The organism is Paenibacillus sp. FSL M8-0228, assembly GCF_038007385.1.
Classification (GTDB): Bacteria; Bacillota; Bacilli; order Paenibacillales; family Paenibacillaceae; genus Paenibacillus; species Paenibacillus polymyxa_D.
In genome coordinates this window covers 2,969,819-2,991,079 of sequence record NZ_JBBOXA010000001.1, presented here as the reverse complement: position 1 = coordinate 2,991,079, position 21,261 = coordinate 2,969,819, and the positions used below count along the sequence as shown (strand labels likewise).

The window sequence follows — 21,261 nt, the reverse complement described above, 5'->3', positions numbered from 1 at the left end:
CTCCTATGATTGTTTTAATGCTTTCTTTAAACTAACGCATTTGCTTTAGATGTTATGGGTTTGTTACTTCTGCCCCCATAGAATGAGCGATCTCACACCATGTGTCCGAGTCCACCAAATCCAACGACCGATATATTTTAGCCGGAATCAACACCCCAATGGCGCAGCGGCGGATACGTTGTGATCCCAGTACATAAAAGTGGAGCGGCGACATCAAGATTAATGCCGTCTAGAATTCGAACCACGAAATCCTCCGTTATTACAACGATATGGGTGGAATAACCTCCCTGCGTATATTGTCCATATCTATCGATGACTCCGTAGGTACTCGTATGTCCATTAAGACAATATTGCTCCTTTCCTCTACGGCAACTCTCGCACTCTCCACAGGAATCAACCATACAGCCAACTCCTACTCGGTCACCAACAGTATACTTTGTGACTTCCAAACCAATCTGGGCGAAAATTCCAGCGTGTCCTGGAACGGGAGGATATTGGACTGGCCCTCAATCTCCACGGGCAGTATGGATGTCAGAGTGGCAAATACCCGCATACTTGATCTTAATGAGAATATTATGCGGCTTAAGATCACTGCGCTCAACTGTAGAACCTTCTGGACCGAACACAGCACGTGCATTAGCATTAATCATATATAACCTCCAATGAATAGAATTTTTATCAGTTAGCTATTTAGAAATTAGTAATGATTATCCACACTTCTTTATTAAACACCATGTGAACACCCTCTTTTCTAAATTTAAGTTCTCCTTTTTTTAGGTAAGTAAGCCACGGAGAGCGAATAAACAATACTGGTTGTTTTATCAACTTATGTCTATTATTATAAAAAAAGAAACCTAAGTTCAATGGTTAAAAAAGCGCAATTTGTTGAAATAGCAACATCATCACGAAAAGTGTTCATTATTTTTTGATCAGGGGGAAAAGAGAAGATGATTAAAGTGGATCGGAGAATCCTAAAAACGCAAGAATCCTTAAAAAAAGCCGTTATTGAACTGATGGCTGTAAAAAACTTCGATGACATTACCATTCAAGACATTGCAAACAAGGCAAACGTAAACCGCGGTACAATTTATCTTCATTATCAGGACAAATATGATTTATTAGATCAAATCATGGAAACACACATTAATGAATTAAAAGAAATGGATACGTGGGCATGTCAGATGGAGTGGGCTGATGCTCTTGTTCCATATTTCGAGTACTTTGAGAAAAATTATTTGCTTTTTTCAACCATGCTAGCAGCATCAAAAGGTACACCTTCATCTTTTAGAACGCGGCTACTTGCTTATTTCATGGAAGGGTTCAAAGGGGAGATTGACAAAGAAAGCGGGAAAAATACGGAATTAGTCGAAGATGTGATGTTGCAATATGCTGGGACTGCTTATGTAGGGGTCATTGAATGGTGGATTCGAAATGGAATGCCCTATTCACCGCAAGTCATGGCCACGCAAGTTGGCACCTTGTTAGAAAGAAGTTTTTAATCGGTATTATATTCTGTAAAGAAAATGACCTTTTTCCTTTTCAATAAAGGTCACAGTATATAACGAAACACTAAAACAACGGCAGCCGATTGGCTGCCGCTTCTGCTTGTTTTTTCATTTTTTTTGTTAGAGTTTTCATATTCTTTCTCGGTTACGTTTTCTAACCGGTCTGTATCACCCCAGTGTGAGTACTAAGTATACAAATCCAACTATCCTTCGTAACCCATGCCAATATTTTACGTTCGGTGGAATGTTCACCACATCGCCTGTTTTAAGGAATTGAACTGGTTTTCCGTCTACTTGATACCAACCCTCTACTCCAGTAACTAATAAAACTTGCCCAACATAATGAGAGTGCTAGTTATTACGGGCGTCTGATGCAAAAGTTACGTTTCCGATAGCTTTATTGAGGGAGACAGGATTGTTAAACACCAATTGTAAGAAGGCGTTAGCGATAAAGTTTTTTCTTCTTTTGACCCGACGGTAAAGATGGGGCTATTTCTTAAGTGCTCGTACGGAACTGTCAAAAAATAACTATGATGGAGGTTAATACAAAAAAATCTGTGATATTAGAATTTGAATCATTGTGTCTTGTATTGAGTAAAAAATCTCTAAGTTCAACTTCTCTATCTTGCCAACTAGCATCATGCTCTAACGAACAAAGAAATTTTTAAAGCTGCGGGTATTAATGAAAAAGAGATTACTCGTCTTATAAAGAGATGCTTGATGTGGGATAAAGATACAAATATCATCTGGGGTTTTAGGGCTCTCATACCACAAAAAAGAATTTCTAATTATCAAAGAAAAGCCCAAACTTCTGTGGACTTAAATGCTCGGTCATTCTGATCCCAAAACAACCACACTTTACACCCATATTAGAAACGACGAGCAAAATCATATGGTGATCTTCTACACTTTAATTGGACAAAAAAATTAAATGTAACAGATACAAAACATCGATATGTATTGTAGATTGGAACAAAAAATAATCATGTCATTCCACAAAGTAACTCTAACTATAGCCGCCCCTTTAAATATTACAAATTCCTCGAAAGAGGCAAACTTGTTGTCATTCTCCCCTAAATATAAAAAAATCCTGATATTATCAGGACTTAGTTGGGGTAAACTTGTTGTCATTGTACAACATAGGCAATACTTAAAACCTGGAAATAAATAACTAAATTCACAAAACCTTTATTTTTTTTATCTGTTGTGATTTTGATCAGTCCGTTTTAATTGAAATCCGATGTTTTCTATGACTATAAATATAGAGTATCAAGAAGGCTATCTACTTTACTGTTTGTGAGACTGGTTGGGTAGGGCAGAACAATCGGTCAAAACGGCGCATCAATCCTTCAAGCGGACCAACAGGAAGCTTAGCAAACAACAATCCCAGCAACAGTGTAACAACTGCAACTATTACGTCGCCGAACGGAACTCCGTCCAGACTGTGCCCAATCTTTGCCAGATACAGAAACCAAACTATTACAAATTGAATGGCATACATGGTCAGAGCCATACGTCCGACTGCTGCAAAAGGCAATAATACAGTAGAGGCTTTTTTGGATATGAGACATGCAACGCCCAATACCAAGAATGAAATTCCTAATCCTATCATCGTTTGGAAGGTCGAAGCGGTGTGCGGAGCCGACTGCAAGAGCATATGCCACATTGGTGATTCCGTATTAAGCGGCCAAATTGCGTATTCATCCGGTGGCTGTACAGGAGCAACTCCTTGCATCCTTACCAGCCATTGTTCAAAGTGGAGACTCCAATTCGGAAGTACAAAAGCAGCCAGTGCTTTGCCAATAACAAGCATAACGATACCACTGCCTGCGAGTATGAGAGCTGTGCGTAATCTGGTCAGGTCAAAGCGGCCAATGGCCATACCAGTAACAAATGCAGGGATCAAGGCGATAGCAGACATTGGACCTCCTGCAATATCACCAAGAAGATAAGCTTTTGAGAAAATACTTGATCCCAGAATCATTAGCGGCGGGGCTGTCACGAGCAAAACTGCTGCTGTTGTAACAATGGTGCGGGTCGAACGGCGAAATAACATAAGGGCCAGCACAAACATAGCTGAATAGGCAGGCAAAATGATGCCATATGGAGTGTTCAGCATAATAAGCAAATAACCAATAATATCAACAAATACTGCACGGGCTAGCATTCGCGCACGGAAAGCGGCCGTTTCCGCTCCCCATTCCATCATGCGCTGTGCCATAATGGAATAAGATATACCCCCGCACAGCACGAATAATAGTGTCGTGTTTCCGGAAACAATCTCAGAAACGTTTGGGTTCGATCCGAAGTGCTGCAAATACATTCCCAGCACCGCCATTCCTCGTACTGCATCAAGTGCTACAAGACGCCCGGTGCCCCTCCTTCTCTTCGACTCTTCTACAGAACTACGAGAAGGAATATCGGTTTGTGTAGCGTCGTCGGATGTTTTGGATACACCTGCTGTATCTACTTCTTTTTCATCCAATTTATTATCAACCGTCTTTTCATCTGCTTGATTTCCATTCAATTGGCTGCTTACGGAAAAAGCTCGTATTTTGATATTGGACTCTTCCTCATACTCTCTGACGGATCTGCTTATCAGTTTGATACTGCTTAGCAACTTGCATTCCTCCCTGAAAATCCTGGACTCGTATTTTTCATCAACCCGCATGTACGGGAGTGATGTTACGCTATAGTCCAATATATCCTGCAGATGTCGCTAAAGTTTGATCAAGTTGTAAACAAAATGTCACAACGGACGTAACCGTTTTATCGCAAAACAACCTTATTCACAGTTGATCACTGGAATAGGGCTGTTTGGAAATCACTCAGGGTTTGCTGGGAACTGCATTAAAAATCGAATTGGCCAGTAGTCGGAATTGATGCTGCGGATGAGCGCCATTGGTTAGATCGTTGGAGAAAACTGTAATATTTTTTTTGTTTTCCATATAGGTGAAGGCCATGATCTTTCCTCTTGCAGCTTCGTGACCTGGCCACCAGCCCGCTTTGAAGAAGTTTTCTTTATTGCTAATGGTTGCAAGAACTTTTGCAGCTTTAGGTAGCTTCGTAATGTAAGAACCTGTAACGGTGTAGAAATATTCTTCGTTATCGTAAGGGGCTGTAATCACATGATCCTGTTTGACATTCGCCAGGAACACCCCTTCGTATCTTTCCCATGTCGGTCCAGCAAACGCAAATTGAGGAATACAGTTTTTCACGTTACCCATCCCCATATTTCCATAAGCAATGTATGGTTTCCCTTTCTCGACAAGTTTATCGGAATCGAATGTATTCACCAACACATCGGCATGCTGCTGATCATCGGTCACTTTAAAACCGAGATTTTTGAGCACATAAGCCGATTCGCCGAGAGCGGCTACCGTAGAAGGTTTAAGAACTTTACCAACGGGTTTGTTATTGCCGAATGCCGTGACATCAAGATAGTATTTCGAGGCCAGCGGGTTCAGATCATCATAGGCGACTGCAAAGTCACCCGCTTCATATCCTGTTCCGCTTTTGGATAGCATCGTAACCACTTTGCCGGATTTAAGCAATTCATTAACCGTTTTGATGGCATCGTTATTGGTGTTTAGGATTAAGACATAGGCAGAATCATTCGGCATTGGTGTGGCCGGAATCGATACGGAAGTCACCGGAGAAGTTTTGCCCGCAAACACTCCGGTTTCTCTAACCACATCACGTTCAAATCCTCGCAGGACAGGAAAATCCTGCACAATCTCGCCAGCTACGGAAGCATAATCTGAGACGTTAATACCATCATATAAAACCATGTTTGCAATGCCGTGTTTGGCCTGGTGCATATTTATGATAAATGAACCCGCAGGGTAGGTTTTGCCAGCAGTACTTACAGCTTCTGTCGAGCGTTCAACCGTTAATCCATTGCGGATAAGATATTCAATCATCCGATAAGCTTCCAGCGGATTTTTTTGAAGACTCTTATCGATCGGCAAAACGTAATACTCAGGAAAAAAATTCTCATTACCGTGACGAGGGCGGCTAATAACTTGATTTTTGACATTGACTAGATACCGATCTACGGCATAATCATCGATGTTATTGATTCCACGTTCATATACTTTTAGCTGGTTCAAAAATAAATTTTCTTTCTTTTGCATAACATAATCGGTTGCTGCAGCGACACTATAATACAATGCTTTGGTCGACTCTTCATTCGATTCAGGTGTTTCCAGCGTATGTCCCATTGCACCATGGTGCATGGCGAAGACAGCTGTATAGGCTGGAGACGCATCGTCCCATCCTGAAGAAGTCCCCTTGGAAACATATTTAGGATTTTCGACTGTTTTACGATGTTCTTCATAAGGAATATGGTAGTAATCATACTTTGTGTTTGCTATACCTGCTTCACCCATCGCTTTTGCCTGTTCTACCATGTTATCCATAAGCAGATCGTATTCAATATTCGGATCGTGAGGCGGTGTGGTAGGCTCAATCAGAAAATTCTTATCAAAGCCATGCAGATCTAGGAAAGAAATCGGCGACCACTTGGCAATTTGCTCTGTAACACTGCGTGTTTCAGGCTGGGTTTGATAAGAATTATCCCGATTCAAGTCAAAGTATTCAGCATTATAACGTTCGGTATGCACCCTTCCATCTGGATTTTCCGTATACAGGAACAGGAAAAACACATGTTCAAGCGCATCATCCATATTCAGAGTGACCGTACTCGATTTTCCATTGGACGAGGTGGTCTTGTACGTAACATTTTTATCGAGAGCCATGGTCTTAAAATAATTGATAATCGCATCAAAGCCCGGCGCTTCATTTGGATGAATATTGTTGATCCAGATGGGCACTTGATAATCTCCGAATGCACCGGATTGAATATCGTTCTCCAGCTTTGCAGGATCATTCAGCATGGCAGGATGAGTTACATTCTGATATTTGTCAATCGTTGCTTGATCTTTGGCAACCACAGTCATATACATATCGCGGCCTTCAACGGATTTGCCGATCGACATCGTTTTAATGTATCTGTCGTTTTTTTGAGCTGCTTGTGCCGTAATCGCATCAATCTCCGGCTTCAGTTCATCATACGTACGGAAGCTGTCGTATGGGACCAACTTAATGGGGGCCTGGGCAACGGTTTTTGCTGCAGCCAGTTCATAGGTTCCCATCAATGAGGCGTACAGTGGACGCTGCAGACTCGGTTCGGCAAGATTTTCCGTACCGTAAGTAAGACCAAAATTGATATTGGCAGTGACTTCTCCGTTTTCTGCTTTGACCTGAGTAACGGTGATAAAGGGGGCGCCATTATAATCGTGATCCTTGTACGATTTCCATTCCGATAATGGCTTACCACCATAAGTCCAGCTTATTTTCTTTATATTGGTACCCTTCGGAAGCTTAAATCTAGCTTTAATGGTTCTTTTCTTCGTCATGGATGCCAGATTGTTATCCAATTTCAGTGTCGGGATATTTTTAACCTGCGTTGAGATTGTTTTTGTTGATTGACTCTGTTTATCGTTTAACAACGTGCTTTCTGTACGTTGTGCAGCATCAGCCATAGCCATGTGCGGAGCAGTGATCTCCAGAAGCATGGCGGCGGATATGGTTAACGCCAAGTAGAACCTTACTATTGGTCTTGTACCCATTCTTTTTCCCCCTATGGATAACCGGAAGACCATGTTGTGCTCATAAAGAGCATTTAACAGACTATTGTCCGGCAAATTACGATTTTATATATTGTCCAATCCTATTCAAGATCTGTTTTCTGCCCGGAAGGATTGTCTGTCATCGAATGAGAAGCGTCGGAGTTTATGGTACTTTGCACAAATTGCTTCAAATCAGTTCGACTTTTTACATCCAGAACAGCTGCTTTGCCCACATAAGTTTCTTTTAATAGCTTCATTGGCGGTATTTGTTCATTTCCCTTTAACGTACTTTGATACCCTACCGAAGCCAAATTCCACATATCGGAGACTGACAAATTGGTATCGATATACGGACTGATTTCCTCTAGAATGGAAGGAAGCTTCATAATGGAAGTCGTTGTTTTGACCTTCTCGGCTAATGCCGTAATAAATTGGCGTTGTCTTTCTGTTCTGGAATAATCGGACATGGCATCATGACGAAAACGAACATATTGAAGCGCCGTTTTGCCGTTGAAATGCTGCTGTCCCTGCTTTAAATTAATATCGTACTCATGCAGATCGGCCTTGCTTTCATAGTACATATCCTTTTCGACATAAAAATCGAGTCCGCCTACAGAGTCCACGAGTTTAATAAACCCCTGGAAATCGGTATATACATAAAAATGAACAGGCACCCCCAGCAATTCACTGACTGCTTTCATCGCCGTATCCGGCCCATGCGTAACAGCCGTGTTGATTCGGTTTTTGCTGTATCCGGGAATATCCGTATAAGTGTCACGCAAAATCGAAAACACATGGATATGCTTATCGGTAGGATTCAACGAAACAACCATCATGCTGTCGGATCTGGGTACCTCGCCCTTGTCGCTTCCACGGGCATCCACACCCATCAGCAAAATATTGACAGGCTCAGTTCCCTCCCATGCTGGAGCTTCCAGAGCTTCGGTATTATCGGTGCTTACATTAATGAACGGGGAGTTTGCCGGAGCCTTATTAAATCCTTCCAGCCCTTTGTAAATCGAAAAGAAATAATAAAAAATAAAGCTTACAGCAGCGACCACAAGTAACAATGTTACAATTAATATCCTCTTTTTCCTCTGTGTCATGTCATTCTTCCTTTCCGAATTATGAACGCGCCTGTCCCTTCTGTATTTAAGATTTTTGCAAGGCTGCTACGAGGAGTGAAGTGTAATATCGGCTACCCCCTGGTTTTAAATGGACGCCATCTCTATAAAAGTATTCATCTTTGCCTACACTGGCCGAATACCAGTCCACCACGCTGACGTTGCTAAACTCATCGGCAACCTGTGCAATCGTGTCATTCACCGTGTTTTGCCATCCTTTCGGAACCCGGGTAGTGACCAAGATTACCTGTCTGGCTCCAGAAAGGGATTGCAGTACGTCGTGCAGTTGGTCTCTGCTAAACGGACCATTGGTGCCGAGTTCGATAATGACTTGGTCTCCCAGTTTGCCTTGGGTGGCTAATTCATTAATGACTTTTACAGCTTGAGACATCTGCCGGCCAACCTTGCCGTCTACCGTCATATTCGGAAGCTGCTCTTTTAAATAAGGCTCAATTCCGACCGTAACCGAATCTCCAATCATCGTGACGCCCTCGCCGTTTAAGGACGCGGATGGTTGAGCTTGTTCTCCGCTGGTACTGGAAGCCCCAGGCTTTTGTGCAGCAGGCTGCATCGCATCAAAATTGTATAGAGAAGAATCCTTGCCGCGTGGTTCGTTATCATCCGAATTTTGCTTTGAATGTAGATGGAGGCCTATGGCTCCTATGACGATAAGAAGAATCATAAAACCCCATAATGCCCTCACTTTTCTGATATTTTTTTTGTTCATACCTAGTTCATCCTTTCCTTTAACATGCTAGTAGGTTTTATCCTGTTTGATAGCATCAATCAAAACCGAGGCATAATACTGAGCTCCTTCTGGTTTCAGATGGACACCATCGTCATAAAATAGATCGTTGCGGTTTTCGCTGGCCGAATACCAGTCGATAAGTCGTACATTTTGAAATTCACCAGCAATTTCACGCAGATTGTCATTTACGGTATTCTGCCACCCTCTCGGTACTCTGGTCGTTATCAGATAAATTTGCCGAGAATCCTGTAGTGAAGTCAGCAAGGACTTCAGTTGACTCTGGTTAAACACGCCGTTGGTGCCGAGTTCAATAATAATTTTATTGCCAAGCTTGCCCTGTGCCCGCAGGTCATCAAGCACATTCCCAACCTGTGACATTTGCCGTCCCACCTTGCCATCAATGGTCATACCGGGGAGCTGCTTTTCCAGAAACGGGGCGGCATCCAGAATGACGGAATCTCCGATCGCCGTGACCTTCTCTCCTTCTGCGGAATGGCCTGTATTTACATCGGAAAATCCGGATTGCACCTTTTCTGTCTGGACGGGTTCCCGGCTTACAGTTGCTGGAGCATCAGGCACAGGATCTGGTGAATTCGTCTTCCATGATGTCAGGACCAGAATAATGGCGATAACAATGACGACAAGGCCTAACTGGCTGCCAGCGCCTGACCTGCGGAGTGATTTTAGGGTCCCGCGACGAATGGGCTCTTCGATGTATCTGTAGGAAAGACTTGCCATTATGAAACTGGCCGTTACCTGCAGAGCAATACGTATATAGCTGGCATCTTCGGTATTCACCACCGGACTTGACAAAATAATGATTGGATAATGCCAAATATACAGACTGTAAGATCGCTTACCGATCCAGCTCAGAGGCCGGCAGCCGAGCCATCGTTCCAGTCGATTGGCCGGATGAACAAGTACAGCAATAATAACTGCAGTAATGAGTGATAAATAAAGAAAACCGCCGCGATACAGCGAATCATCAAACTGGTTGGTCTGACCGATCATGATAAACAGCATTACAATGCCCAGCACGCCAGTCATATCCAGCATGGTCCGTGACGAAGAGGATACATTTTCGCTCAGTCTCCAGCTGGGCCAGATTATCGCCAGAGCCGCTCCGATCAAAATGGCAAACACTCGCGTGTCCGTCCCGTAATACACCCTGCTCGGATCTGTTCCGGGTTCGTATATCACGGCCATGGCTATGGCGGATACGGCGGCGCAACCCAGAATGTATAACATCAGTCTTCCTCGTCGCGGCGCAAGGCACAGACCGATCAGTAGAACAAGCGGCCAGATGAGGTAAAACTGTTCCTCAATGGAAAGCGACCAGAGGTGACCGATTGGAGAAGGCGGGCCAAAGCTCTCGAAATATGAAACATGATGAAAAATGAGATACCAGTTGTTTACGTAAAAAAGCGAGGATACAAAATGGCCTCTTAACGCCTGCAGTCTGGAGAAATCAGTAATTAAAAGCCACAGTGCCACTGCAGTCAGCATAAAGATCATGGCCGGCAGTAGTCTGCGCATTCGTCTGATCCAGAATTGTATAATGGAGAAACCACTGCGCATCCTCCATTCGAAAAGAATCTGATCCGTAATCAGATATCCTGATAGGACGAAGAAAATCTCCACCCCCAGCAGCCCACCTTCTGCCCATCTGAAATGAAGATGATAAGCAATAACAGCAAGCACAGAGATGGCTCTTAGCCCATCCAGGCCGGTCATATAACGTTTTATGGGTTGATTCAGGTGCAAATTCCGGTTTCCATTCACTATGGTCCATTCCTTGTCCTTATAGGCTAATGATCTTGCTTCATTTACTATAAAAAAAAGATGTCGCGAAAGTTTGATCAACATGTAAACAAATTGTCACAACGGTTGCAAAAAGAAAAACCTTATTCCGGCTGAACAACCGAAATAAGGTTTTTGACGTCTACAAACATGGCGATCCTCACCGCTATTTCAATTCAATGATCAATGACTCCTTGCTAGGAGAATCCGTTGACGCAGTCTGCGAGGAATCCAATTGTTTTTGTCCTTGAAGCAGTACACTTTTATTGTTCGGATTCCAGTATATATGCGTCGGCACAATTCCGCGATACACCGGTTCCTTATACAGTATATTTCTTCCCTGCACCTTGCCTACGTAAGTAACATTTTGATCATACTCGGTGTATGCGATATTTTTCCTGTCAGGCGAGAATTCAAAATCAAACACTTTTTCCAGAATGACGGAGAGTTCGCCGTTTCGCCGATCATATTCATACAGTGAATTATCCGTTCCGAGAAACACAAACTGGTCGTTATTCATCCAGGCTACTGAATCTCCACCAATCTGACGCTCGTATTGAAATTCAATATTCTTCCCGGAAACTTTCCCCATGGTTAGTATCTTTTTCTGACCTTTTTTTGCACCAAACAACTCCACCAGTATGCTGCGGCCATCATTTGCAATGTTAACACTCAAAAGCGTGTCTTCCTTCATAATGCCTTTTAACTGATACTTGCCAGAAGTTTGAGACCCCATATCGTAGATGTACAGGCTATCCGCTCCATTATCAAACGGATTTTCTACCAGGTAGCCGATATACGAACTGTTGGCCGACCAGGAAACATATTGTACATAAGACTCGTTTCTAGTACTGATCCTGTCTATTTCCTTTTCCTTGCCATCCTGCAAGGAAATAAGCCTTAGGGTTGTCTCCGAGGAAGAACGAGAAAATTCGCAAATATATTTCCCATCGGGAGAAAGTGTCGTATTGGAAGTTACCTTACCGATTCCGGGTATGGCCTTGCTCTGCTCATACGGATAAGTTAAACGTTCCACCGTGCCTCGCTTCAGTATGGTCATGGCTCCGAACGATGCGATAACGGCATTTCCAGACGACCATCCCAGTAGCTCCCCCCGATTTGCAAAACGATCCGGAAGCCGATATATTTTTTGGACCTGAAACGGCCGAGAGCTTTGATCGGTACTGGAAACTTCATTGCTGTCGGCGATGACGACGGTCTCTGTTTTTGGTTCTGAACCGCATCCTGACAGCAGTAATACCACGAGAGATAGGACCAGCAGCATTACAACATATTTATTGCCCATTATTCATTCTCCGTTCCCGCGGTTTCCAGCGCTTTAAATTCTACCGTAACGATGGTTTCATTATGCTCGTTTGCAATCGAGATGGAACCCGCAAATTCTTCAACGATGGATTTCACAATGCTGAGCCCCAATCCTACACTGCCTTCCTCCGCACTGTCGGAATGAGCTGGATAAAATGGCTGTAACAGGTGTGACAGATGTTCTGCCTCAATCGGATCGCTTGGATTGCTGAAAATCAAGCGGATCTTTTCTTCTGCCCGTACTGCTTTTACCGTTACTACCGAAAACGGCAAACTATATTTTATCGCATTATCTATCAAGTTGATGAACAGCTGTCTGATTCTGTCCCTATCGGCCAACATCATCAATTCCTCATTCATCTCATATTCAATGGTCTTTTTATAGCGCTGTGCCCGGATCATCATCGATTCACACACATCCTGCAGAATTAGCCCGATATCTACCCGATCAAGCTCATTGATCATGATATTTTTGCGTGAAACTTCCAGTAGTTTTAGCACCATCGCATGCAGGCGCTTGCTCTCCTCGATAATATGATTCATCCCTTTGCCAAAAAAAGCACGGTCTTTCTCACCGTTCATTCTGATCAGCTCCGCATATCCCAGAATGGAGGTTAATGGCGTTTTCAGTTCGTGAGTAATATTGTCAAAAAAGCGCTTTTCCTGCTGGTGAAGCTCTTTCAAATGGTCCCGGTCCTTCTCAATAATATGAATCTGTCTACTAATTTGATCAATCATATCGTTAAAATTCTCAGCCAGTCGGCCAATTTCATCCCTGCGTTTAAAGTGAAGGCGGATATCCAGATTCCCGTTTTTCACCTCAGTGGAGGCTTGCGTCAGTCTGGTCAGCGGGATGGTAATATGCCTGGAAAGAATATAGGAAAACAGAAAAGCTGCCGCAAAAATCGCCAGGGCAATATAGAGGGTAATCTGCCGAATCTGTCCGGTTTGTTCGTAGAGTGAGCTGAAATCTTTGTAAAAACGCAGTATGCCCACCTTTGAACCGTCTATAACAACCGGATAGGAGAAAAGGACAGTCGTCTTATTACGATCATAAGTAATGCTGTACGCTGTATTGCCACCAATCGCCTGCTGCAGATCGCTTTGCATGTGCTGCTGAAAAATGGAGCTGTCCGGGGCATAAAGCAATTTGCCCTCCACCGTATACACGCCAATACTGCTGTCCGTGGTATGGTTCAGATTAGTTGCTATTTCCCTCGCAATTTCTCCAAAATACAGCTCATTGCTACTGAAATGGTTAATCAGGAAAGCCTGACGCACATACACGTTGCTGTTATTTTTCAGTCCGATCAGTTCGGAGGTAACCAGATTCTGATTGCTTGTCCGGATAAATTCCTTGACTGTCTGATTGAGCACGACAAAAGAAAGCGAAAAAATCAGAAAAAAACCGATCAGGAATTTGATGCTGATTTTACGTATCATGCTTATCCACCCATTTTTTTAAATTTGTACCCGATTCCGAAGACGGTAGTAATGCATTCGGTGGCGTCTAGCTTTTTGCGGAGTCTCTGGATATGCGTATCAACCGTACGGGTATCTCCGACAAAATGATAGCCCCACACCAGATCAAGCAGTTCGGAACGTGTAAAGGTTTTGCCCTGATGTTTAACCAGCATCATAAGCAGATCAAATTCCTTGGGGGTCAATTCAACAGGACGGCCTTCTATTTGGACGAGTCGTTCTTCTTCGATCACTTCAATATTGTCAAACCGAATGACGGCTTTCGTGGCTTCTTCCCTGTCCGAGCTGTTCGCCTGCTCCACTCTGCGCAAAATGGTTCGAATGCGTGCAACAACTTCGCGCAGATCAAAAGGCTTGGTAATATAATCATCGGCACCGAATTCAAGGCCTAGAATTTTATCGGTAATGTCCGATTTGGCTGTAATCATGCAGATCGGTATGTTATAGTCCGTTGTCACCTTTTTGCAAATGTCTAGACCGCTCTGGTCAGGTAGCATCCAATCTAACAGCAGCAAATCGGGCTGAAACGACTGCAGCTCATGCATTCCCGTTGCTCCACTGGCCGCTGTGCGTGTCTGGAACCCCTCCATAGAAAGCCCGTACGAAAGCAAGTCGGCAATCGGGGCATCATCTTCGATAATAAGAATCTTTGCTTTATTCATCGTAATCCTCATCTCTTTTTTTAATACGGTAGGTTTATGACATTGTCCATTATATTAATCATTCAGGGGAAAACAATCAAATGTATATTGTAAATCCTCATACCCACTATCAGCATATAGCCCCACCTTTTCTGTTATAAGAAGCCGTACCATGAGCGTTTTTCGATAAAAACTTAAGCAACATAAGCGATAAACAAACTAAGGTTGCTTATAGGAAGTTCATCCCAGTTCCAGCTGTTATTGGCCTATTCGAAAGGTCAATCATAAATAACGAAATCTTCGCCTGATGTGAAAGTGATGTGTCCGTTGTTTTGGAATAGCTGTTTGTTACCTAGCCAGCATTTTGTCCAGCAAGTCCTCCAGCTCGGTTGAAGGTCGTTGTGACTGAACCCGTTGAGTAAGAATTGCTCACGGTTCCGTTAGAATTGTATCCGACTAAACCACCAGCGCGGGACAGTCCATCCACTTGGCCAGTCGCATAACTTTGGCTGACGGTGCCTTGAATATTATAGCCTGCAATTCCTCCAACATATCCAGTAGATTTGGTTCCCCTCACGTTGACAGCCGATATAGACTTAGTAATCGACGCGTTGTTAACACCCGACCAGACCACTCGCATAATCATAGGTGCCCTCTCCGAGCGCTTCTACACTGCCGGATGCAAATACATTACTGATTTGACCGAAACTTGTACCAGTAACACTTCCTACGTTCCTATTTCCGATTATGTTAACATCCATTAACCGAACGTTACGAACAATACCTGTAGCCATTAAATTGCCAAAAAAACCGACATTCATTGACAAGGGCTGATTAATCGTCAAGCCGGAAATCGTGTATCCGTTCCCATCGAACACACCCGAGAAATTGGCAATCGGGTTCCAAGTACAATCCGTTAATTGGATATTAGCACCCAATTTGTAATAAGCGTTCGGATTAGTCCTGATACCATCCAGCATCGCCGCTGTCGTGATGATATAAGGGTTCTGTTCCGTACCGTTTCCCGTTCCGTAAAAAGCATGTGCCCGTGAAGGGGCGACGGGAACAATAGCTGCGGCAAGAATAATGACCACTAGGATTAATTTTAAATAAGAAGTAAGCTTTTGGTTTAGACGAAATTCCTTAATTAATGGTAACAATAAAAGTTCCTCCTTCTTATGCGACAAATAAAATCATCTGAATTGTTTAGGCTAATGCCACCTCATCTCATATAGTACTAAGTACAGCAACGCTATTTTCTCTCAAGGAAAAATTTAAATTTAAGCATGAAAAATAACCGTTCATTGAAAGAACGGTTACCCGCTTTTCAGTTTGTTTTATCGCCGCTGCCTTAAATAACATTCCCCTGGCCTACTAAAATCAGGATGCGATTATATGCATTGCAATATCGACATACATTAAATAAATATTATATATGAAACGATGCTGCTTTCCTGTTCACACAATCACTGTCTCCTTTGTAGGTTTTGGCTGTTATTTTGATACGAAGATTTTAGCATGGTATGACTGAACAAATTTTGAACATTCACACTTCTGCTTCTTCGAAGAATGCTCTAATCATAAACCTGGCTTAGATATTAATGAACCGAGAAGACTCAGCTGATATGTGACGGTTTCATTGCCCCTAAAGCCTCCATTTAGACGACTTCTAGAGCAACTTTGTATTGTCTACCAACAACAGCAAGCCACTAATCCTAGACTAACAGATTAGTGGCTTGTTCGTGGAGTTTATAAGGGACTCATATTAAAGTTCTCAGCGGAGTTTCTTGTTCAACGGGTCCTTAAATTTCTTTCCCATTTGACTCAACAACTTTTTTGTACCAATAAAAAGAATCTTTTTTATAACGCTTTAATTGTTTGATATCATCATCTGTTCGATCTATATAAATTAATCCATACCGTTTTTTATATCCGTTACTAGTGAATAATAAATCGATGGCAGACCACGGATTATAGGAAATGACCTTTACACCAAAATCAATCGCTTTTTTAACTGCGAGGATATGTTTTTTCAAATAATCAATTCTGTAATCATCATGAATCCTCCCATCAATGGTCAACTCGTCGTATGCACCAAGACCATTCTCTGTGATCATCAAGTGCATATTATATCTTGTATAAATATCACGCAAAATGTATTCCAGTCCAGTTGGATCTATAGCCCAGTCTGTAGTCTCCAGAGCAGGATTCTCGCACATTTCATAGAAGCCCGGATGTGTTTCGAAGCCAGATATTTCTCCCTTGATACCAGAGACATTAACTCCCGACCACTGTTCATCGGCAACCTCTGGACAGGCTTTGGCTGTGTCACTGGCATAGTAATTCAGAGTCAAAAAATCAGATTTTAAATATGAGTGGTTGATTTCAAATGGTTTTTCGCAATAATTTGTTACCTCTGGATCCATTCCAATTAATACCTAGTGATCATATTCTAGCTCTCCATAAAACGTGACTTCTCAGTTAAGCTTCTTACTAAAAGCAAACCATCTATTTACCCCAATCTTATTTAACTTGGTAGGTGTGTACATACATTCACCCCATTATGGGAGAAATTGTATCAATGGAATGATTCGTCAAATACTTCAATATTCCTTTTTCTAAGAGAATCTAATTATGTCGAAATAAATCCTATAATTTCGATTAAAGCGAAATTATCTTATGTCATTCCCATAAGTAACTCTATCTAATAGCCGCCGCATTAAATATTACAAATTCCTCGTAAGGGATAAACTTGTTGTCACTGTACAGTTGCGCCATGCTGCACTTGACGTGTAGATTTTCCCCACATATAATTAAAGTCAATAAAACATATGAACAGTTGCTCATATGTTAATAAAATAGAAAGCTGGGATATTTATGGCAGGACATAATCATGGACATCGACACAACAATAAAAAAGTTTTGCTGATCTCCTTCATCATCATCACTACTTACATGCTGGTCGAAGCTTTTGGTGGATTTATTACCAATAGTTTAGCTTTGTTCTCGGATGCAGGTCATATGTTATCGGATTCTCTTGCGTTGGCGATCGCTTTGTTCGCGTTTAAGTTTGGAGAGAAAGCTGTCAATAAGGAAAAAACCTTTGGTTACAGGAGATTTGAAATATTGGCTGCAATGCTAAACGGTGTTACTCTGATTGCGATTGCCTTATACATTTTTTACGAAGCGATTGAAAGGTTTATAAATCCTCCAGAAGTAGCTACAGTAGGGATGCTAGTTATCAGTATTGTTGGCCTGTTCATTAATATACTCGTTGCCTGGATTATGATGCGAGGTAGCGATACAGAGCACAACCTGAATATGAGAGGTGCTTATCTGCACGTCCTCAGCGATATGCTGGGATCTGTTGGAGCGATTATTGCCGCTCTTCTGATGATGTTCTTGGGATGGGGTTGGGCAGACCCACTTGCTAGTGTAATTGTCGCAGTACTTGTCCTTCGCAGTGGTTACTTTGTTAGTAAGTCTTCCCTGCATGTGCTTATGGAAGGAACACCCCGTAACATTGATGTAGAGGAAGTCGTACAAGCCATTTCGCAGTTCGAAGGTGTGAAAGCCGTACATGATGTGCATATTTGGTCAATTACTAGCAACTTAAACGCTCTGACTGCGCATATTGTAGTTGATGGAAATAAAACAGTGTATGAAACCGAGGCCCTACTGCATAGTATCGAGCATATGCTGGAGCATAAGAACATTCCTCACTCTACTTTGCAGATCGAGTCCGAACAGCATAGACACGATGAATCCATTATGTGCACTATAGAGTCAGGTGCGCCGGATGCACATGCACATCATAGCCATTAATAAAAGGAGGACTGTTTGACTTTTTTGGAGCGGCTGAATCCTCGACCGCTCCCCTAAGTACCAATGCACTCCTTGGAAATTTGTTCTGTAGACTTAGATCCAAGTCTGTTAACGCAAAATGGGTCATTCCTTCTTAAATGGAGCGATGGCATCTAGTATAAACCTCATTATTTTCTCAAAAGTCAAATTCATATCTGAATTGAGATAATTCAAGTCTGCCCACCATCACAATACGGTTTTTCGTACGCATCTTTACCTACGCGATTGCCCTTTGATACGATTCAATCAGTGATTCAAGGTGACCTTATTATTTTTGAAATGGTGACTTTTCCGTTCTCTTTACATATTAATAGCACCTGAAGCTATTCCCTCTGACTTTTCCAATCCAAAAAAGAACTGACCGTCGTAGCTTCTTTCTTTTATATGTCCAGTAGTATATAAATAAAGATTAATAAAATGAGTGGACTGTTTAATCAGTGCCTTTCATAAAATTCTGAGTCAAATGGAGTGAAGTCTCTTTTAGAGTATTAATAAAAATACGTGTCGCAGCACTCAGGTATTTATCTTTCCTGTAGATAATTCCTATATATCGAGCAAGATTAACATTTAAAATGGGAATAATTCTGATACGAGGATGGTTAAGGTACTCTAAGTAAGGTCGCGGTAATATAGTTACCCCTATCCTATCTATAACCATATTAATTAAAGATTGCATGGTTGTAATTTCAAAGACCGGTTCTGGAATAAACCCCACATCTTTACAAGCTTTATTTATAAGCTGTCTTATAAAATATTGTTCAGGAAGTAAGATGGAAGGTGTTGTTTGCAAGACTTCTATACCTAATTTATCCTGATTCTCTAACGGGTGTCCAACAGGCACTGCAAACGCCATTTCCTCTCTATATAAAGAAATGGTTTCTAATTCATCCCCTTTCATAGGTAAAAAAACAATGCCTATATCCAGCTTATTTTCTAACAGTTGTTTTTGAATATCCCCAGTACGTAATCCAAACACAGATATCTTAACACCAGGATATAGATGATGAAAACTACGTAATGTGGGCGGAATGAGGTAATTTTCAACGGTTAACAAGGTGCCTATAGAAATGGTTCCTCTTTGAAGGCCATTTAGTTCATCTATTGAGGTTTTTGCCTGTTCCAGTTCATGAAAAATGTTACGTGTATACTTTAAGAGTAATTCCCCTGATTCCGTAAGAGCCGTCTTTTTACCAATGCGATCAAATAAAAGTGTGCCAATTTCATGTTCTAACAAACGAATTTGTTGACTTAAAGAAGGTTGAGAAATCCCTACCTTTTCTGCTGCTCTTGTAAAATGTAGCTCTTGGCACACAGCGTAAAAATATTCAAGTTGTCTTAACTCCATTCTTAAGCCTCCTGATTTAAACGGTAATAGTTCCTACCTTTACATTTTGCAAGTTTATTAACATGAATTTCAATAGGAATACTATAAACAATCTTAGATATTACACATTATATCATAGGTTAAACCTATGGTTATTATATAAATAATTGAATTGTACTATTGATTGAACTGTCTTAGACTATTAGTTGCACAGAGATCCATTTAATCCTAAAAGTATAAATTCTTTAAACTGTGTAAAAATTTTGTGGGGGTGATAAGATGGGTAGTCAAAAAACAGAGATTATCTACTACAGTGAGTTTTTAATAAAGAGTAGTAAGCCTGCCGTTCGAGCATGTTCATGGAAATGGAAAGACATTTATCCATTACTCAATTAATCTGTATCGGAAGGCTTTCTTTAAAGTGGCCGTGGAACATTGTCACTCATTCATAATCATACAGGGGATACGCATGGAACTTCATCAACTATGAAAGTAGTCGTCCAAATTTTTAAACCTGGTGGGCTTAATAAAGCTCATCGTCATACTAATGTAGCTCTCAATCTAGTATTTCAGGGCGAGGGTTATAGTATCGTGGATGGAGAAAAGATTGAATTGAAAAAAGGCGACCTATTCTTAGCTCCTCCTTGCTCTGCTCATGAGCATTGCAACACTTAGCAAACAGAGGATGCTATTATTTACACGTTTCAAAATGTACCGGTTCTTACTTCAATGGGCACTTGGTTTTTAGAGAAACCGGTGGGTAGTACACCTCGTCACATAGTCAAACCAGATACACAAATAAAGAATAACTAGAAAAGATTAGTTAATACTTTTGGCCTGAAGAATGTAACCAAACTTTAAACAACATGAACATAGAACAATTTAGTCATTCAAATATACCTTTTAAAAATTATCTGAAAGGATTTAGTATTTGACCTTATGTACAAATTAGTTCTTGTAATGTATATACACTGGAGGATATAACTGATGAAAAATTTTAATGTTGCTATTCCAACTCCCTTTCGTGATGATGAGAGCTTATATTTAGAAGGATTCAATCCTATTGTTAAACATTTAACAGATAACGGGATAGATTCACTACTTGTGTCTGCTACGACAGGCGAACAAAATTCAATGAGCATTGAAGAGCGTATCCATATTATTGATTATTTTAATCAACAAAAATTTGAAAATGTTGAACTGATGTTTGGCGTATCAGCTACAACAACAAGAAATGCAATAAAACTGGTTAAAAAGCTTGAGGAATCTGTTTTTGATTCTATTCTAATTCAGTTTCCACCTTACATTCAGCCGACACAACAACAAGCTATTTCTTATATCAATGAGCTGCTACAACATACCACCAAAAACGTTGTCCTTTATAATAATCCTTTCCGAACAGGATTTGAGCTAAGTGCTGAATCATTAAAGACTGTTATTAACCAGAAGTACTCTAACCTTGTAGGACTTAAAGAAGAGAGTGATGCCAAACGTCACCATAATACTGACTTACCAGATGATTTCATCATGTTCGCTGGTGGAGATGTAAATCTTATAGAAAAGATAATGAATGGATGTAATGGACTTTCTAGTATGGTAGGAAATGTTTACCCACAAGAAATCAAACAAATTTTTAATGACTTATTAATGAATAAACCAGTAGACCTTTGGAAGATAAAACAATTAATTAATAAAGTTACAAGTGGTCAAGCCATCATAAACATAAAAAATCACTATAATTCTTTAGGTATAAAAGTAGGGGCTTGTCGTTCTCCTATTAACTAACGGGAGAAGTCCAAAAATTCGCTTAATTT

The 21,261-nt window shown here is 41.4% G+C and carries 16 protein-coding genes and 1 pseudogene; 4 read left to right on the top strand and 13 right to left on the bottom strand.

Annotated elements, in window-relative coordinates; translation table 11 throughout:
* Window positions 1-61: 61 nt before the first annotated feature.
* Window positions 62-650, bottom strand: a pseudogene (locus MKY98_RS13165) (alcohol dehydrogenase catalytic domain-containing protein); the annotation flags it as partial.
* A gap of 297 nt (window positions 651-947) precedes the next feature.
* Between MKY98_RS13165 and MKY98_RS13160 the strand changes: the two are divergent.
* A complete protein-coding gene (locus tag MKY98_RS13160; RefSeq protein WP_069011876.1) occupies window positions 948-1,499 on the top strand; it encodes a TetR/AcrR family transcriptional regulator in 552 nt (183 codons plus the stop codon).
* 1,288 nt (window positions 1,500-2,787) lie between these two features.
* Here the strand turns inward: MKY98_RS13160 and MKY98_RS13155 are convergent.
* The 11 genes from MKY98_RS13155 to MKY98_RS13105 form a co-directional block, all read right to left on the bottom strand.
* A complete protein-coding gene (locus MKY98_RS13155) occupies window positions 2,788-4,125 on the bottom strand; it encodes a DUF418 domain-containing protein (protein ID WP_069011878.1) in 1,338 nt (445 codons plus the stop codon).
* 208 nt (window positions 4,126-4,333) lie between these two features.
* Complete coding sequence (locus tag MKY98_RS13150; protein ID WP_208332716.1) at window positions 4,334-7,138, bottom strand: M14 family metallopeptidase; 2,805 nt, start codon at window positions 7,136-7,138, stop codon at window positions 4,334-4,336.
* A 101-nt stretch (window positions 7,139-7,239) separates the two neighbouring features.
* Window positions 7,240-8,244, bottom strand: coding sequence for an LCP family protein (locus MKY98_RS13145; protein ID WP_069011882.1), 1,005 nt, complete (start codon window positions 8,242-8,244; stop codon window positions 7,240-7,242).
* 46 nt (window positions 8,245-8,290) lie between these two features.
* A complete protein-coding gene (locus MKY98_RS13140) occupies window positions 8,291-8,989 on the bottom strand; it encodes an SGNH/GDSL hydrolase family protein (protein WP_069011884.1) in 699 nt (232 codons plus the stop codon).
* A gap of 27 nt (window positions 8,990-9,016) precedes the next feature.
* Window positions 9,017-10,792 (bottom strand): acyltransferase family protein, encoded by a 1,776-nt coding sequence (locus tag MKY98_RS13135; protein ID WP_069011886.1) that lies wholly within the window; start codon window positions 10,790-10,792, stop codon window positions 9,017-9,019.
* Between the two features lie 184 nt (window positions 10,793-10,976).
* Entirely contained in the window at window positions 10,977-12,116 is a 1,140-nt protein-coding gene (locus MKY98_RS13130) for a hypothetical protein (protein WP_029515227.1), read from the bottom strand.
* Window positions 12,116-13,579, bottom strand: coding sequence for a sensor histidine kinase (locus MKY98_RS13125; RefSeq protein WP_069011888.1), 1,464 nt, complete (start codon window positions 13,577-13,579; stop codon window positions 12,116-12,118). Before MKY98_RS13125 ends, MKY98_RS13130 begins: the two co-directional genes overlap by 1 nt.
* A gap of 2 nt (window positions 13,580-13,581) precedes the next feature.
* Entirely contained in the window at window positions 13,582-14,280 is a 699-nt protein-coding gene (locus tag MKY98_RS13120; RefSeq protein WP_069011890.1) for a response regulator transcription factor, read from the bottom strand.
* A 331-nt stretch (window positions 14,281-14,611) separates the two neighbouring features.
* Window positions 14,612-14,905: a GLUG motif-containing protein gene (locus tag MKY98_RS13115; protein ID WP_245231639.1), complete on the bottom strand. Its 294-nt coding sequence runs from the start codon at window positions 14,903-14,905 to the stop codon at window positions 14,612-14,614.
* Window positions 14,874-15,419, bottom strand: a complete 546-nt coding sequence (locus MKY98_RS13110) for a hypothetical protein (protein WP_245231640.1) — start codon at window positions 15,417-15,419, stop codon at window positions 14,874-14,876. Before MKY98_RS13110 ends, MKY98_RS13115 begins: the two co-directional genes overlap by 32 nt.
* Window positions 15,420-16,061: 642 nt before the next feature.
* Entirely contained in the window at window positions 16,062-16,685 is a 624-nt protein-coding gene (locus MKY98_RS13105; RefSeq protein ID WP_029515231.1) for a family 1 glycosylhydrolase, read from the bottom strand.
* Between the two features lie 451 nt (window positions 16,686-17,136).
* Here MKY98_RS13105 and MKY98_RS13100 point away from each other — a divergent pair, with 451 nt between their 5' ends.
* On the top strand, window positions 17,137-18,084 hold the full coding sequence (locus MKY98_RS13100; protein ID WP_025679519.1) for a cation diffusion facilitator family transporter: 948 nt from the start codon (window positions 17,137-17,139) through the stop codon (window positions 18,082-18,084).
* A gap of 469 nt (window positions 18,085-18,553) precedes the next feature.
* Here MKY98_RS13100 and MKY98_RS13095 read toward each other — a convergent pair whose 3' ends face one another.
* Window positions 18,554-19,468: a LysR family transcriptional regulator gene (locus MKY98_RS13095; protein ID WP_029515234.1), complete on the bottom strand. Its 915-nt coding sequence runs from the start codon at window positions 19,466-19,468 to the stop codon at window positions 18,554-18,556.
* Between the two features lie 465 nt (window positions 19,469-19,933).
* Between MKY98_RS13095 and MKY98_RS13090 the strand changes: the two genes are divergently transcribed.
* Entirely contained in the window at window positions 19,934-20,122 is a 189-nt protein-coding gene (locus MKY98_RS13090) for a cupin domain-containing protein (RefSeq protein WP_245231641.1), read from the top strand.
* A 312-nt stretch (window positions 20,123-20,434) separates the two neighbouring features.
* Window positions 20,435-21,232: a dihydrodipicolinate synthase family protein gene (locus MKY98_RS13085; RefSeq protein WP_029515236.1), complete on the top strand. Its 798-nt coding sequence runs from the start codon at window positions 20,435-20,437 to the stop codon at window positions 21,230-21,232.
* Window positions 21,233-21,261 lie beyond the last annotated feature (29 nt).

Bases quoted from the DNA above. Each gene is read 5' to 3' on its own strand.
- MKY98_RS13160 (WP_069011876.1), top strand. From the start codon at position 948: ATGATTAAAGTGGATCGGAGAATCCTAAAAACGCAAGAATCCTTAAAA.
- MKY98_RS13150 (WP_208332716.1), bottom strand. From the start codon at position 7,138: ATGGGTACAAGACCAATAGTAAGGTTCTACTTGGCGTTAACCATATCC.
- MKY98_RS13145 (WP_069011882.1), bottom strand. From the start codon at position 8,244: ATGACACAGAGGAAAAAGAGGATATTAATTGTAACATTGTTACTTGTG.
- MKY98_RS13140 (WP_069011884.1), bottom strand. From the start codon at position 8,989: ATGAACAAAAAAAATATCAGAAAAGTGAGGGCATTATGGGGTTTTATG.
- MKY98_RS13130 (WP_029515227.1), bottom strand. From the start codon at position 12,116: ATGGGCAATAAATATGTTGTAATGCTGCTGGTCCTATCTCTCGTGGTA.
- MKY98_RS13125 (WP_069011888.1), bottom strand. From the start codon at position 13,579: ATGATACGTAAAATCAGCATCAAATTCCTGATCGGTTTTTTTCTGATT.
- MKY98_RS13120 (WP_069011890.1), bottom strand. From the start codon at position 14,280: ATGAATAAAGCAAAGATTCTTATTATCGAAGATGATGCCCCGATTGCC.
- MKY98_RS13115 (WP_245231639.1), bottom strand. From the start codon at position 14,905: ATGATTATGCGAGTGGTCTGGTCGGGTGTTAACAACGCGTCGATTACT.
- MKY98_RS13105 (WP_029515231.1), bottom strand. From the start codon at position 16,685: ATGGATCCAGAGGTAACAAATTATTGCGAAAAACCATTTGAAATCAAC.
- MKY98_RS13100 (WP_025679519.1), top strand. From the start codon at position 17,137: ATGGCAGGACATAATCATGGACATCGACACAACAATAAAAAAGTTTTG.
- MKY98_RS13095 (WP_029515234.1), bottom strand. From the start codon at position 19,468: ATGGAGTTAAGACAACTTGAATATTTTTACGCTGTGTGCCAAGAGCTA.
- MKY98_RS13090 (WP_245231641.1), top strand. From the start codon at position 19,934: ATGAAAGTAGTCGTCCAAATTTTTAAACCTGGTGGGCTTAATAAAGCT.
- MKY98_RS13085 (WP_029515236.1), top strand. From the start codon at position 20,435: ATGAAAAATTTTAATGTTGCTATTCCAACTCCCTTTCGTGATGATGAG.